Genomic DNA, 13478 nt, shown 5'->3' with positions numbered 1-13478 from the left:
TAATAAGTTCGGCTATTTTTTTTAGAATGCTTTTAGCTAAATATTTTTTTGAAGAAACCTTTTTTAGTACTTCCTTCAGAACTCGTATTGTTTATTGGGCCGTTTTCAATACGAAATCTTCTAAACTTTAGCAGTTTTACATTTAAGTCAAAGCGTAATTCGTCAACAGTTTTCATTTGTACAATTTTTTGCAAAGCTATGTAAAAACTTTATGTAAATGCAACATTCTGTAAATGTTAATTTTAGAAATGAGCTTTATGAAAAGAAAAGTTATGTTTTTAGTATAATATGCTTTTTATGTTAATTTTTATTGCAGAATTTTTGCAAAAAAATCGGTTTAATTGTGTGATAAATAAAAGTGACACAGGAGGTTATATCTGCTATTTTTTTAACAAGTGTTTAGCTTATAAATCTTGAGATTAAAAATATCTTTGGCGCTTCCAAAAACATGACAAAATAATAGAATATGATTGATTTACAAACACTAGTAGAAGAAACTGGGGCAGAATCTGGCTTAAGTTTTAATATTGATGGAATCTTAAATGAGTCTGTTAATTTAGAATACGACGGAAATGTTGCAGCAATGATCGGAATGATCTTGAAAATGTGCTTAGAAATGTCTGAAGACGTAAACAATGGCGATCTTAAACAAGTTATGATTAAGAATAACGACGGGATTGTGGTAGCAACAAAAAATCAAGATGATAACTGCATTGCGTTGCTTTCTAAAGATCTAAGTAAAATGGGACTATTACTTCGTAGAATGGATTCTGTTTTCAATAATTAAATTTAACCAACATTAAAATACACATGTCAGACTTTTTACAAAATTTTCAAAACGATTTAAGAGATAATGTAAACGGATTTATTGCTGTTTCGGTAACTGAAGTTGAAACAGGAATGTCTTATTGCTCCTTAACTGTTAAACCTGATTTTGATCCAGAATTGGCTTCGGCTTACAATTTAGAAGTTGTAAAAGCTAAATTGAACGCGATTAGAGCTTTAGGATTAGATCAAAAAATTAATGATATTTTGATCACATTGACAGATCAGATTCATATTATTGATTTATCTGAAGATGGAAGATATTTTATTTATTTAGCTGTAGATTCTACAAAAGCAAATCTTGGTTTGACAAGAGCAACTTTATCTAAATACAAAAAAGATATTACATCTAAATTATAATAACATTTGCCCCCAAAAATGAGAAAAAGGCTATTTCAACCTAGGTTAGAAATGGCCTTTTTTGATTTTGAAATTAGTTTATTCGAAGAAATCCAGTAAAATGGTTTTGAGTTCTTCTTTATTTTCGATGTGACTCATGTGTCCATCTTCAAACGAAACAAGTTCGGCAGTTGTGTCTTCAATTTGTGCAAGACTTTCTTCATAATTTAAAACAGGATCTTTTTTGCCTAAAATCAATAAGACCGGGAATCTGTTTTCGTGCAAAAGCCATTCTCTGTCTTTACGTATTTTCATTCCTTCCAAAGAAGCAACAATTCCTTGTAAAGGTGTTTTTAAAGCTTCCGTTTTTACTTTTTCTATTTCTTCTGCTAATCTAGTTCTGTTATTTTCGCTAAATAAATTTGCAATGGCTAAACTCACAAAACTGATATAATTCTGTTTTACGGCTTTAATGGCGCGAGTTCTGTTTGTCTTTTTTTCTTCGCCATCTTCTTTTGAAGTTGAATTCTGTAAAACTAATTTTTGGATTTTTTTCGGATATAATTCGGCGAAAGCCAAACCAACATAGCCGCCCATTGAATGTCCTAAAATTATTGCTTTTTCGATTTTTAGAAATTCTAAAACTTCATTAACGGCATTGGCATTTTCTTCCATTTCATGAACGTAACCTAAAGAATCGGATTCGCCATGACCTAATAAATCAATGGTAATAACGCGATGTGTTTTCGAAAAAAGTTCTACATACTCCGTCCACATTTTTTTGCTTTCTAAAAAGCCGTGAAGTAAAACTATTGCATTTCCTTTTCCGTTATCAGAATAGGATATTTTTGTGTTTTTATATAATATATGACTCAAAATGGAAATTTTAAATAGCAAAAATACGCTATTTTATTAGCCATACGAAATACAGAATAAATTTTAACTGAGAGATATTTTGGGATTCTCTCAAAGAGGCGTAAGCTCTTTTCATTTGTGTTTTTACAGTATTTATTGAGATATTGTTGTCTTCTGCAATTTCTTGATAACTGAGACCTTCAACAACATGAAGAATAAAAATTTCTCTTCTAGCTTGGGGAATTTTTTCTATTAAGGTTTGAATTTTTGGTTTCTTATTTTCTTCGGTACTCTCAAAAGTAATTTGTTCTTCTGATTTAGGAATTGCTATTTTGTTTTGCTGCAGACTAATTGTTTTGTTTTTTTCTAAATATTGCAGACTTAAGTTTTTTATTGCTTTTGTGCCATAAGCTTTAAATGTGCTGGTTACGTTTAACGCTTCTTCTTTTTCCCATAAATAAGTAAAAAAATCTTGCACAATGTCTTTTGCTACATCTTTGTCTTTAACGATATTAAAAGACACTAGAGAGAAAAAGACAAAATGCTCTTTGTATAAAGCTTCAAATATTTTAAAATCTTTATGATTTAACATTTAAAATAGCATTTATTATTTTGTAATGGATTACACAGTGCCAAATGTAAAATAAAAAGTTAGTTTTTTTTCACTATGTGTAAAAAAAATCAAAATTTTTTGATTTGTTGTCACCCTAAAAAACTTTTTTTATAACATATAGGAAACCACTATATAAAAAACAATGACTCCAAATTTTAAATTGATTAACGTTCTCAGGAAAATAACCTCTGATGGACACTTAGATGCTTCGAAAATGGCATCACTTTCTCCTGAAGAGAAGGAATTAATAGAAAACCTTCAAAGTAATGATATGCTCGAAGAAGCATTGTCGTATGCAGAATCTATAGATGTAGACGAAAGTTGGGAGGAATTAAAAGAAGAATTAAATATTAATAAAAAGACAGTTGTTATTAATTGGAAAAAAATGCTTCAATATGCGGCAATCGTGTTTTGTTTGTTGGGCTTGGTTTATGTTTTTCAATATAAGAATGTAAAAGAAGGTAAAATTGAAATTCCATCAAATGCAATTCAGTTGGTTTTAGAAAATGGAGATATTCAGGTTTTAAATCCAAATGGAAAACAGCAGATTATCAAAAAAAATGGAGAAGTGATTGCTTCTCAAAAAGAGAATGAAATTAATTATCGTTCGGCGAATGCCATGAATAAATTGGTTTATAATGAAATTAAAATTCCTTACGGTAAAACTTTTAAAGTGATGTTGTCTGATGGAACTTCAGTAAACCTAAATGCGGGTTCGTCTTTAAAATATCCAGTTCAATTTATTAAAGGACATAATAGAGAAGTTGTTTTGGAAGGAGAAGCTTTTTTTGATGTAGCAAAAGACAAAACACATCCTTTTGTTGTAAAAACCAGAGGTGTAAATGTTCGAGTTTTAGGAACAAAATTTAATGTTAGTTCTTATAAAGAAGATTCAGATATCAATACGGTTTTGGTTGAAGGCTCGGTTAGTTTGTCTGGTCTTGGAAATGCCGATAAAAAAGCAATGCTGACTCCAGGCGAAAAAGGATCTTGGAATAGTAAAAATACTGAAATAACGATTGATAAAGTTGACACTCGTTTTTACACAGAATGGATTAATGGGGAAATTGTTTTTAGAAAAACAGCTTTTAGAGATATCATAATAAAACTGGAACGTACTTACGATGTCACTATAGAAAATAACAGAACCGACATTTTAGATAAAAAATTTAATGCCAGTTTCAACAAGAATATCGAAAGTATAGAAAAGGTATTAGAAACAATGAGTAAAATTCAAGGCTTTACTTACACAAAACAAGGAAAGCTTATAAAAATAAACTAACTATTTATTAACCAAACCAACAAAACCAAATTTATGAAGTGAGAGTCTTATTTTTTTGAAAAACACAAGAAGAAAAAAATCGGAAAATACTACCAATATTTCCCGATTCAGTAATGTGTTTTTAAACGACGTATCGAATTAAATCATTTAAAATCAATCCAAAATTATGAAAAAAATAATTAAGAGGAATTGGCTTAGTCCTTATTTGCCTAAAATTAGTCTAAGAATGAAACTAACCACATTATTACTGATGCTTTCTTTGATCAAAATTCAAGCAAGTGTCTATTCGCAAAATACAAAGTTGACATTAAACATAAAGAATGCGCCAGTAGAGAAATTGTTTAACAAAGTTGAGTCTGTTTCAGAATACAGATTTCTTTTCGAAAGCAGTATAATCGACCTAAACAGAAAGGTGACAATTAATGTAAAGAAAAAAGGAATAAACGAAATACTGGAAGAAGTATTTAAAGGAACTGATATTTCTTATACTGTAAATGATCGTCAGATTATTTTGGTAAAGAAAAAACAGCAAGTAAATATTCAGGAAAAAAACACAGTTCAGAAAATAATTGTTGAGCAAGGTATTGAAATTACAGGAGTGGTAACAGACTCCAGAAATATGCCGATACCGGGAGCAAATGTTATAGAAAAAGGAACTAAAAATGGAGTACAAACCGATTTGGACGGAAAGTTTACAATTCGTGTAAACGGAACAAATAGTGTCTTAGTTTTTTCTTTTATTGGATTTGAGAATTCTGAAGTAAAAGTAGGTCAAAGCAAATCTTTGAGCGTAATCTTGCAAGAACAAAATTCAGCTTTAAATGAAGTCGTAATTGTGGGTTATGGCGCAGTAAAGAAAAAAGATTTAACAGGAGCTGTTGCAACAGTAAAATCAACTGATATTGTTTTGAGTCCTGTTTTAAGTCCGATGGAAGCGCTTCAAGGACGAGTTTCTGGTTTAGATATTCAACGCGGATCTGGACAAGCAGGAACTTCTCCAAAAGTTTTATTAAGAGGAAATAGATCTTTAACAGCAAGTCAAGATCCATTATATATTATTGATGGAATTCCTTCGAGTATTGATAATTTGAATCCGAATGATATTGAAAGTATTGATGTTTTGAAAGATGCATCGTCTACTGCAATTTATGGTTCTTCGGGAGCCAACGGAGTTATTATTGTGACCACTAAAAAAGCAAAAGCAGGAAAAACACAAATTGATTTTAACACCTATTTCGGATTAAATGGTTTCTCTTCTTTTCCTGCTCCACTTACAGGAGAAAAATGGTTGAATTATAAACGCGACCGATTTTTTCTAGACAATGGATATGAAGCTACAAACTTAACCGATTTAGGGTTAAATGCTTCGGCTGTTGCTGCGATAGAAAAAGGACAATATATAAATTGGATTGATGAAACTTTGCAAGTAGGAACGCAGCAAAACCATAATCTTTTTATGAGAGGTGGATCTGAAAAAGTGCAAGGTTATTTTTCTTTAGGATATGTAGGTGAAGAAGGAATTTATCAAAATGATAAAGTAAACAGCTTCAATTCGAGAGGTGGAGTTGATATTAAATTTAGCGATAAATTTAAAACGGGTTTCCAATTGATTTTAAACTATCGTAAAAATAGCACAACAAATAGTAGAATTAATAAAGCGTACAGTGTTTATCCTCTAGGAGTTCCGTTTGATGAAAATGGTGTTGTAAATCTTTATCCAATAGAAGGAGATCCAAACAACATTAGTATTTTGGCAAACAATTATCCAGGCGCTTTTGCTAATGAATCTTTAAGTTATAATGTACAATTCAATCCTTATATGGAATTTGAGTTTGCCAAAAATCTGAAATTAAGATCTAATTTAGGAACTCGATTTTCAGGAAGTAGAGCAGGAACTTTTCAAAACAAAAATTCATACAATCTGCTGACAGAAGGAAGAACGGCAAGCGAAGCTACTTACAATAACGAGTTGGCTTATAGTTACATTTGGGAAAATATTTTGAACTATAATTTTAAGCTGGGCAAAGATCATGATTTTGGTTTGACAGGAATTACTTCATGGGCAGACAGCAGATCTGAAGGAGCTTATTTGGGTGGTAACGGCATAGATTATGATGACTTTCAGTTTTATAACATGGGAGCGGTAAAAAATCTAACAACTAGAATGAATGCTTACAGCCAGTTTAACAGAATGTCATTTGCAGGGCGTTTTAATTATAGTTTTAAAGGAAAGTATTTATTTCAATTAACCAATCGTTGGGATGGAGTTTCTCCTCTAGCAGAAGGAAATAAATGGTCATCTTTCCCATCGGCATCTTTAGCTTGGCGCATAAGCGATGAAAGTTTTATGCAAGGAACAAGCTCATGGTTGAATAATTTAAAACTTAGATTAGGTTATGGTGTTTCTGGATCGGCAAATATCGATCCGTATTCTAGTTTGACTCGTACATCAACCAAAGCAAGCAGTCTTTCTCTTGGCGGCGGAACAGCTTTGCCAATGTATGTGCCAACGGAGCATATTTCAAATCCAGATTTAACTTGGGAGCGTTCTACAAATACGAATTTAGGTTTAGATGTTTCTGTTTTGAAAAACAGAATCGATCTTGTAGCCGAATATTATTGGACAAATACTGATGGAATTTTATGGGATCGTCGTCTGCCTACTAGTTCAGGAGGTTATGATGCTAAAACCCCTTATAAAAAGACTTCTAATATTGCCACTTCTCAAAATAGAGGTTTTGAACTTTCTATAAATACTAAAAATATTGATACTGAAAATTTCAAATGGAATACTTCTTTTACCTACACTCACGCTACAGAAAAGTTGACGAATATTGATTTAGGAAATTTAACGGTGAATGAATTAATTTCAGAAGGACTTTTCATCGGGCAAACTCCAGCTTCTGGCGGTGTTTTTTATGATTATAAAAAAATAGGAATCTGGCAATTAGGTCAAGAAACCGAAGCAGCTTTGTATGGAGCAAAACCTGGAGATATAAAACTGCAAACAGTTCCGCAATTTGATGCCAACGGTGTATCTGATAATGGAGTGCATGTTTATTCTACAAAAGACAGAATGATCGTAGGAAACAATGTTCCTGATTTTTTCTTTGGTTTCCAAAACACATTCAAATACAAAAATTTTGACTGTACAGTTTTTGTAAACGGAAGATACGGCGGTATGATGCGTGCACAGGTTCTTGGTTATTGGAACAAAGAAGCGCAGCCAGAAACTTATAGTTATTGGACACAAGACAATCCAACAAACGATTTTCCTAGACCTGGAGGTAGTTTTAATACACAATTTCAATCGGGATTGGAGCTTGTAGATGCATCTTACATCAAAATCAAGAATATTACTTTGGGATATACTATGCCAGAAGATTTTCTTAAAAAAACAGGTTTAAATACTATGAGACTTTACGTTACATCTTATAATCCTTTTGTTTTTAGCCGAAGCCATTTATTGAAAAATGTAGATCCAGAAAGTGGAGGATCGGATTCATTCCCGTTATTTAAACAAGTTGTTTTCGGTATTAATTTATCATTATAATATCATGAAAAAGTATATAAATTTAAAATCAGCAATTGTCTTAATGTCTTTTATGGTTGGATTACAATCATGCAGCTTAGACGAAAAAAACCTGACCACTGTTTCTTTAGATAAGTCTTATAGTGAAAGGCCAGGATTTGAAGGATTAATTAATAGTTGTTACGAGAATCTTTATTTCCTTCACGGAAAAGTAGATTATATAGCGCCAACAGAAGCAGGAACAGATTCTTGGGAAAATGTAAGCACTAGCGGAATTGGTTATGCACAATACGCCAGTCAGTTAAATCCAGATGATGGAAATATTAAAGTGATTTGGGGAACGGCATATACTACAATAAATCTATGCAATACGGCAATTTATTATTCAAAAGATGTTAAAGGTTATGCTTCTCCAGAAGAATTGAATGCCAAATTGGCCGAAGCTTATTTTTTAAGAGCTTTTAGTAATTTCATTTTAGTGGAGCAATTTGGAGGAGTTGTTTTAAGAACAAAATCGTCTATTATTGAAGGAGCAGACAACGCGCCAGTTCGCAGTTCTGAAAAAGAATTTTACGATTTAATTATCGAAGATTTAAAATTTGCCTGTCTGCATCTTCCAGTTCAGCAGACTTTACAAGGACGAGTTGCCAAAAAAGCGGCTTATGGATTATTGGCTAAAGTTTATTTGCAAAGAACAAGATTAGGAGAGGTTTCAGAATACGCTAAATTGGCATTAGAAACTGCTGAAGAACTAATTAATAATGCTGGAAAATACAATACAGCTTTGTATCTAAGCGATAACACAAGTTCAGGATTCAAGAAACTTTGGGATGGAAACAACAACAAGAAAAACACAGAGTTTTTGTTTACACAAGGAATTGATCCTGGAGGACTTAATCCGGAAGGTTTCAACCGAGGAAGAACAAGACAATATTATTTGCCAGATCTAGCAACTAGAGGAGCAGAATGGGGAGCTGGAGCAACTAGTATTCTTTATGGAAGAGCCAACAGCAGAATGCTAAAGCCAAGTAAATATTTGTTGACCGAAATCTTTTCGCCAGTGCCATCGCCAGCAGATACTCGTTTTGCAGAAACTTTTACGTTTAAGTTTTATGCAGCAGCAAATAAAACAATTACGCAACAAATGGCTACTGCTTATAAAAAAGATGCTTCTGTTGTAGGGTATACAATTAAAACTACTTTAGCTCAGGCACTTCCAACGATTAATTTTTATTCGCAAAGAATCGAAGAGCAAATTAATATGAATAATGATGAAGGTTTGGCTGTATTTACTCCAAACTGGAATATTGATCCAGTTGTGAAAAGTAAAATGCCGGTACTTGTGGCAGATCCAAGCGATATTTTCGAACCTGGAACAAATAAATATAAAGATCCAGCGATGTATCCAAACGATCCCAATCTTATTAATATGTTTCCTGCTATGCGAAAATTTTCTGCCGCATTATATTGTCAGAGCAATCAATATTGGTTAGGTGATATTCCTATTATTCGTTTGGGTGAAGTCTATTTGATTGCTGCAGAAGCTGCTATTTTAAACGATAATAATCAAACGAAAGCTTTAGGTTATGTAAATACTTTAAGAAAAAGGGCGGCGATAACGTCTAGAGAAAGTGAAATGCTAGTATCAAGCGGGCAGATGAATATTGATTTTATTTTAAAAGAAAGAGCAAGAGAATTGTCTGGAGAACACACAAGATGGATTGACTTAAAGCGTACAGGAAAATTAACTAAGACATACTTAGATCAGACAACTCCAATCGCGGGAGCAAACTTTGTTGATGGTAAACATATAGTTAGACCAATTCCGAGATCATTTTTGGATGCAATTTCAAACTCCAAAGAATTTGGTAATAACGGATATTAGAACACTTTTGGTTAGGTGTTTTAGGGCAGGTCGAAAGATCTGCCCTTCTTTTTTATAAAAAAATGGCTCACGTTTCTGAAAGCCATTCTATAAATTAAAATCGATTATCACCATCCAAAAGATTTCCTAATCCGCCAAGAAGGCTTCCTTCTTCACGGCTGTTTCCGCCCGATCTTGGTGCCGAAGCAATAATTCGATCTGCTAATCGTGAAAAAGGTAATGATTGTATGTAAACTGTTCCTGGACCTTTTAAAGTAGCATAAAATAATCCTTCGCCGCCAAAAATTGAATTCTTGATTCCGCCAATAAATTCAATATCATAATCTACATCTTTGGTAAAACCAATGATACAGCCAGTATCTACTTTTAGGACTTCGCCGTGACCCAATACTTTTTTAGCCATTGTTCCGCCAGAATGTACAAATGCCATTCCGTCTCCTTCAATTTTCTGCATTATAAAACCTTCACCGCCAAATAAGCCTCGTCCTAGTTTCTGAGAAAATTCTATTCCAACAGAAACACCTTTGGCAGCGCATAAGAAAGAACTTTTTTGACAGATAAATTTACCTTGAAATTCTGTTAAGTCTATCGGAAGAATTTTTCCAGGATAAGGCGATGCAAACGAAACTTTGCTTTTACTGTTGCCTTGGTTTAAGAATGCTGTCATAAACAAGCTTTCTCCAGTAAGAACTCTTTTTCCTGCACTTAAAAGTTTTCCAAATAAACCGGAACCTTGTTGTTGAGAACCGTCTCCAAATATAGTTTCCATTTGGATATTGTTTTCCATCATCATAAAACTCCCTGCTTCGGCAATTACAATTTCCTGTGGATCCAATTCTATTTCCACATATTGCATTTCTTCTCCAAAAATCTGATAATCTATTTCGTGTGCTTGCATAATTTCTTAGTTATTTGTTTTCGAAATTAGACTAATGATGCCTTAGAATGTTACAGTTTTTATTGTACTTAACATGTTTTTAATAACATAAACAAATTTTGTTATTTTAAATTAGTCTTAATTATGTGTTTAATTACTTTAAATTATATATTTTTGCACCGTTATATATTTTATCAGAATGGCATTAATTAGTGATTTGACCACCAAAGTATTATTTGAAACCGAAAAAGGATACAGTTATCAATGTGATTTGACCAATAGTATAATCATCAATTTTGTTGATACAGTGTCAAGTTATAAGATTCAGGATTTTTTGATTTTTCAAAGAAAGGTTAATAGCGTTGACATTCTCAATATGCTTTATGACTTATCTGATCAATCTGATGCGCAATTGATTGAAACTACTAAAAGAAATTTTTCCAGAAATCTTACCATTTGCGAAATAGTGCAACTTAGAGATTTATTAAACGGAACAAAATTTACACTCAACTTACATTCTATGCTTTGCAATATTGCAAACGTAGAGCTTATTTAGATTCTTACTTAGATTAAATCCAAATTTTCAGGCAGTTAGAGCAGTCTCCTTTAATTTTAGTAATTTTACACGTATAAAAATTAAAGGTTATGAAAGATTTACTTAGAACACGTACTTCATTAGTTGAAGGTGTAGAAAATATATTGAACTTACAGGCAAAATTAGAAAGTGACGCTTCTAACAAATATTTAGCTATGGCTGCATGGTTAGATAGAAACGGTTATGCAAATACAGCATCTTATTTGTACAAGCAAGCCGAAGAAGAAAGAGAGCATTTCCTAAAAGTTTTCAAATATATTACAGATATGGGAGGGATTGCAGTTACGCCATCTGTTCCAGAAGTGCAGCAAGAATTTGCTTCTTTAAGAGAAGTATTTGAAATTGCTTTGCAAAACGAAATTGCAGTTACTCAAGCTATTAATAAAGTAATCGCTAAATGTAGAGCTGAAAACGATTATGCTACAGAAGATTTTATGATGTGGTACGTTGCTGAGCAAAGAGAAGAAGAGAAAAATGCAAGAAGAGCTTTAGAGCTTTTTGAATTGATCAACGAAAACGCACCTGACGGAAAATTCCAGTTGGATGTGCAAATAGCAAAAATCGGATAATTAACCGATTTATAAATTTTAAAAAAGCCCTTAATAATTTATTAAGGGCTTTTTTATTGTTTACATATTGGTAAATGGTTTTAAAAGGATAAGTTTTTTGGAACCTTTTTTGGTTTATAAATCAGCTTCGGAGAAGCGAAATATTTATAGAAATTTTATATGTTATTTTTATCAAAGCTCCGGCGGAGCGACATATGTTTTTTTTTACAATATTATATGTCGCTCCTCTGGAGCTTTTTTTATTTACGGAATTAAATTCTATAAATATTTTGCCCCGCAGGGGCTTAATAAACAGAGCTATAAAAGCCAAAGAGGCTGTCCAAAAATATTGGACAGCCTCTTTTTATTTATTCATTCATCAAAGTTTCAATCTCATCAACTTCAACAGGAATATTTCTCATTAAGTTGAAAGGTTCTCCTTTTTCCTGAACCACAACATTATCTTCTAAACGAATTCCGAATTTTTCTGCCGGAATATAAATTCCTGGCTCAACCGTGAAAACCATATTTGGTTTCATTGGTTCGTGGAGTAATCCGTAATCGTGCGTATCAAGTCCCATGTGGTGAGAAGTTCCGTGCATGAAATATTTTTTGTAAGCTGGCCATTCTGGATTTTCGTTCTGAACATCGGCTTTGTCTAATAAACCTAAACCAAGCAATTCTGAAGTCATGATTTTACCCACTTCAACGTGATATTGTTTCCAAAGTGTTCCTGGAGTCAACATTTTTGTAGCTTCATTTTTAACTCTTAAAACAGCATTATAAACCGCTTTTTGACGATCTGAAAAACGACCAGAAACTGGAATTGTTCTTGTCATGTCACTAGAATAATTAGCGTATTCAGCCGCAACGTCTAACAAAATCAAATCTCCAGCTTTACATTGCTGATTGTTTTCGATATAATGTAAAACATTTGCATTGTTTCCAGAAGCGATAATTGGTGTGTAAGCAAAGCCTTTAGAACGGTTACGGATGAATTCGTGAGCCAATTCAGCTTCGATTTCGTATTCTGTAACATTTGGTTTTACGAATCCCAATAATCTGCGGAAACCTTTTTCTGTAATATCACAAGCGTGTTGAATCATATCGATTTCTTCGCTTTCTTTTACAGAACGAAGTCTTTGTAAAATTGGGTTGCTTTTTGCTACGTTGTGTGCTGGATAACGCTCTTTCCACCATTTTACAAAACGTGCTTCGCGAGTTTCAGTTTCAACAGTTGCACGGTAATGTTCATTTGTATTGATGTACATTGTATCGGCATACGTCATCATTTCGTTCAAAACTTTATGAAAATCTTGTAACCAATAAACCGTTCTAATTCCAGAAACCTGAAAAGCACGTTCTTTAGTAAGTTTTTCACCTTCCCAAACTGCAATATGATCGTTGGTTTCTCTTAAAAAAAGAATTTCTCTTTGACTTTCGTAAGGCGCATCTGGAAACAAAAGCAAAACGCTTTCTTCCTGATCTACACCGCTCAGATAAAAAATATCTCTATGTTGTGCAAATGGCAAAGTACTGTCGGCACTAATTGGATAAATGTCGTTTGAATTGAATATTGCAACAGAGTTAGGTTTCATTTCAGCCATGAACTTTCTGCGGTTTTTTACAAAAAGAGCGCTGTTTATTTGATGATATTTCATAATTATTTCGTTTTTGAACTTCGAATTTCAAAATTAGTGAATTTGAAGTAATGACGTATAATTGATTTTATTAAAGTTTTCTTATTTGTTTTGGTTCTAGTTTTTTGGTGTTGATTTAACCGCAAAGAGCGCTATGGTTTACGTAAGGTTCGCAAAGCTTCTATATAATCTTGTCATTTCGATCCCGAGGCTTCGGGAGAGAAATCTTCGGAAGTAACTCGACAAAGATTGGAAAAATCTTAGCAACTTAGCACCTTAGAATCTCAGAATCTTAATTTGGGCGTGTTCGCCGTGGCGAATCGGGCTTTCGGCTATATCTTTTATTCCGCTCCGCTGCATAAAAGGATGCCGCCTCTATCCCTCACGCAGACGGTTTCAAAAGAAAGGAAAGGTTCAAAGATGTTTTGATTATTCAGAATAGTATCGTTTTAATTCTTATTTTCGGTTTAGAAAAACTAATGAAATT

The 13478-nt window shown here is 32.9% G+C and carries 12 protein-coding genes; 7 read left to right on the top strand and 5 right to left on the bottom strand.

Going from position 1 to position 13478, the window contains the following annotated elements; all coding sequences use genetic code 11:
• Window positions 1-32: 32 nt before the first annotated feature.
• Window positions 33-176, bottom strand: coding sequence for a hypothetical protein (locus NYQ10_RS03240; RefSeq protein WP_289878870.1), 144 nt, complete (start codon window positions 174-176; stop codon window positions 33-35).
• A gap of 290 nt (window positions 177-466) precedes the next feature.
• On the opposite strand from NYQ10_RS03240, the gene NYQ10_RS03235 reads away from it, so the two are divergent.
• Both NYQ10_RS03235 and NYQ10_RS03230 read left to right on the top strand, forming a co-directional pair.
• Window positions 467-787: a hypothetical protein gene (locus NYQ10_RS03235; protein ID WP_229354062.1), complete on the top strand. Its 321-nt coding sequence runs from the start codon at window positions 467-469 to the stop codon at window positions 785-787.
• Between the two features lie 23 nt (window positions 788-810).
• Window positions 811-1185 (top strand): hypothetical protein, encoded by a 375-nt coding sequence (locus tag NYQ10_RS03230; RefSeq protein WP_276171838.1) that lies wholly within the window; start codon window positions 811-813, stop codon window positions 1183-1185.
• 78 nt (window positions 1186-1263) lie between these two features.
• Here NYQ10_RS03230 and NYQ10_RS03225 read toward each other — a convergent pair whose 3' ends face one another.
• Together NYQ10_RS03225 and NYQ10_RS03220 are read right to left on the bottom strand one after the other, a co-directional pair.
• Window positions 1264-2040: an alpha/beta fold hydrolase gene (locus NYQ10_RS03225; RefSeq protein ID WP_289878869.1), complete on the bottom strand. Its 777-nt coding sequence runs from the start codon at window positions 2038-2040 to the stop codon at window positions 1264-1266.
• Between the two features lie 28 nt (window positions 2041-2068).
• The gene (locus NYQ10_RS03220; protein WP_289878868.1) at window positions 2069-2611 is read right to left on the bottom strand and encodes a sigma-70 family RNA polymerase sigma factor; all 543 of its coding nucleotides are present in this window, start codon (window positions 2609-2611) and stop codon (window positions 2069-2071) included.
• A gap of 163 nt (window positions 2612-2774) precedes the next feature.
• On the opposite strand from NYQ10_RS03220, the gene NYQ10_RS03215 reads away from it, so the two are divergent.
• From NYQ10_RS03215 to NYQ10_RS03205, 3 genes are all read left to right on the top strand, one after another.
• On the top strand, window positions 2775-3914 hold the full coding sequence (locus tag NYQ10_RS03215) for a FecR family protein (RefSeq protein ID WP_289878867.1): 1140 nt from the start codon (window positions 2775-2777) through the stop codon (window positions 3912-3914).
• A gap of 226 nt (window positions 3915-4140) precedes the next feature.
• A complete protein-coding gene (locus NYQ10_RS03210; protein WP_289878866.1) occupies window positions 4141-7467 on the top strand; it encodes a TonB-dependent receptor in 3327 nt (1108 codons plus the stop codon).
• 4 nt (window positions 7468-7471) lie between these two features.
• Window positions 7472-9331, top strand: a complete 1860-nt coding sequence (locus tag NYQ10_RS03205; RefSeq protein ID WP_289878865.1) for a RagB/SusD family nutrient uptake outer membrane protein — start codon at window positions 7472-7474, stop codon at window positions 9329-9331.
• 94 nt (window positions 9332-9425) lie between these two features.
• Here NYQ10_RS03205 and NYQ10_RS03200 read toward each other — a convergent pair whose 3' ends face one another.
• The gene (locus tag NYQ10_RS03200) at window positions 9426-10229 is read right to left on the bottom strand and encodes a TIGR00266 family protein (RefSeq protein ID WP_289878864.1); all 804 of its coding nucleotides are present in this window, start codon (window positions 10227-10229) and stop codon (window positions 9426-9428) included.
• 178 nt (window positions 10230-10407) lie between these two features.
• On the opposite strand from NYQ10_RS03200, the gene NYQ10_RS03195 reads away from it, so the two are divergent.
• Both NYQ10_RS03195 and NYQ10_RS03190 read left to right on the top strand, forming a co-directional pair.
• On the top strand, window positions 10408-10764 hold the full coding sequence (locus tag NYQ10_RS03195) for a hypothetical protein (protein WP_289878863.1): 357 nt from the start codon (window positions 10408-10410) through the stop codon (window positions 10762-10764).
• An 89-nt stretch (window positions 10765-10853) separates the two neighbouring features.
• Complete coding sequence (locus tag NYQ10_RS03190; protein ID WP_289878862.1) at window positions 10854-11372, top strand: ferritin; 519 nt, start codon at window positions 10854-10856, stop codon at window positions 11370-11372.
• 347 nt (window positions 11373-11719) lie between these two features.
• Here the strand turns inward: NYQ10_RS03190 and NYQ10_RS03185 are convergent, their stop codons facing one another.
• Window positions 11720-13012: an aminopeptidase P family protein gene (locus NYQ10_RS03185; protein ID WP_289878861.1), complete on the bottom strand. Its 1293-nt coding sequence runs from the start codon at window positions 13010-13012 to the stop codon at window positions 11720-11722.
• Between the last annotated feature and the right edge of the window lie 466 nt (window positions 13013-13478).

The organism is Flavobacterium johnsoniae (assembly GCF_030388325.1).
Taxonomy (GTDB): Bacteria; Bacteroidota; Bacteroidia; order Flavobacteriales; family Flavobacteriaceae; genus Flavobacterium; species Flavobacterium johnsoniae_C.
This window is presented reverse-complemented; position numbering and strand designations above follow the sequence as displayed.

Excerpts from the sequence above, each read along its gene's own strand:
- NYQ10_RS03230 (WP_276171838.1), top strand. The coding sequence starts at position 811 with ATGTCAGACTTTTTACAAAATTTTCAAAACGATTTAAGAGATAATGTA.
- NYQ10_RS03210 (WP_289878866.1), top strand. The coding sequence starts at position 4,141 with ATGAAACTAACCACATTATTACTGATGCTTTCTTTGATCAAAATTCAA.
- NYQ10_RS03190 (WP_289878862.1), top strand. The coding sequence starts at position 10,854 with ATGAAAGATTTACTTAGAACACGTACTTCATTAGTTGAAGGTGTAGAA.
- NYQ10_RS03200 (WP_289878864.1), bottom strand. The coding sequence starts at position 10,229 with ATGCAAGCACACGAAATAGATTATCAGATTTTTGGAGAAGAAATGCAA.
- NYQ10_RS03220 (WP_289878868.1), bottom strand. The coding sequence starts at position 2,611 with ATGTTAAATCATAAAGATTTTAAAATATTTGAAGCTTTATACAAAGAG.
- NYQ10_RS03195 (WP_289878863.1), top strand. The coding sequence starts at position 10,408 with ATGGCATTAATTAGTGATTTGACCACCAAAGTATTATTTGAAACCGAA.
- NYQ10_RS03185 (WP_289878861.1), bottom strand. The coding sequence starts at position 13,012 with ATGAAATATCATCAAATAAACAGCGCTCTTTTTGTAAAAAACCGCAGA.
- NYQ10_RS03240 (WP_289878870.1), bottom strand. The coding sequence starts at position 176 with ATGAAAACTGTTGACGAATTACGCTTTGACTTAAATGTAAAACTGCTA.
- NYQ10_RS03205 (WP_289878865.1), top strand. The coding sequence starts at position 7,472 with ATGAAAAAGTATATAAATTTAAAATCAGCAATTGTCTTAATGTCTTTT.
- NYQ10_RS03215 (WP_289878867.1), top strand. The coding sequence starts at position 2,775 with ATGACTCCAAATTTTAAATTGATTAACGTTCTCAGGAAAATAACCTCT.
- NYQ10_RS03235 (WP_229354062.1), top strand. The coding sequence starts at position 467 with ATGATTGATTTACAAACACTAGTAGAAGAAACTGGGGCAGAATCTGGC.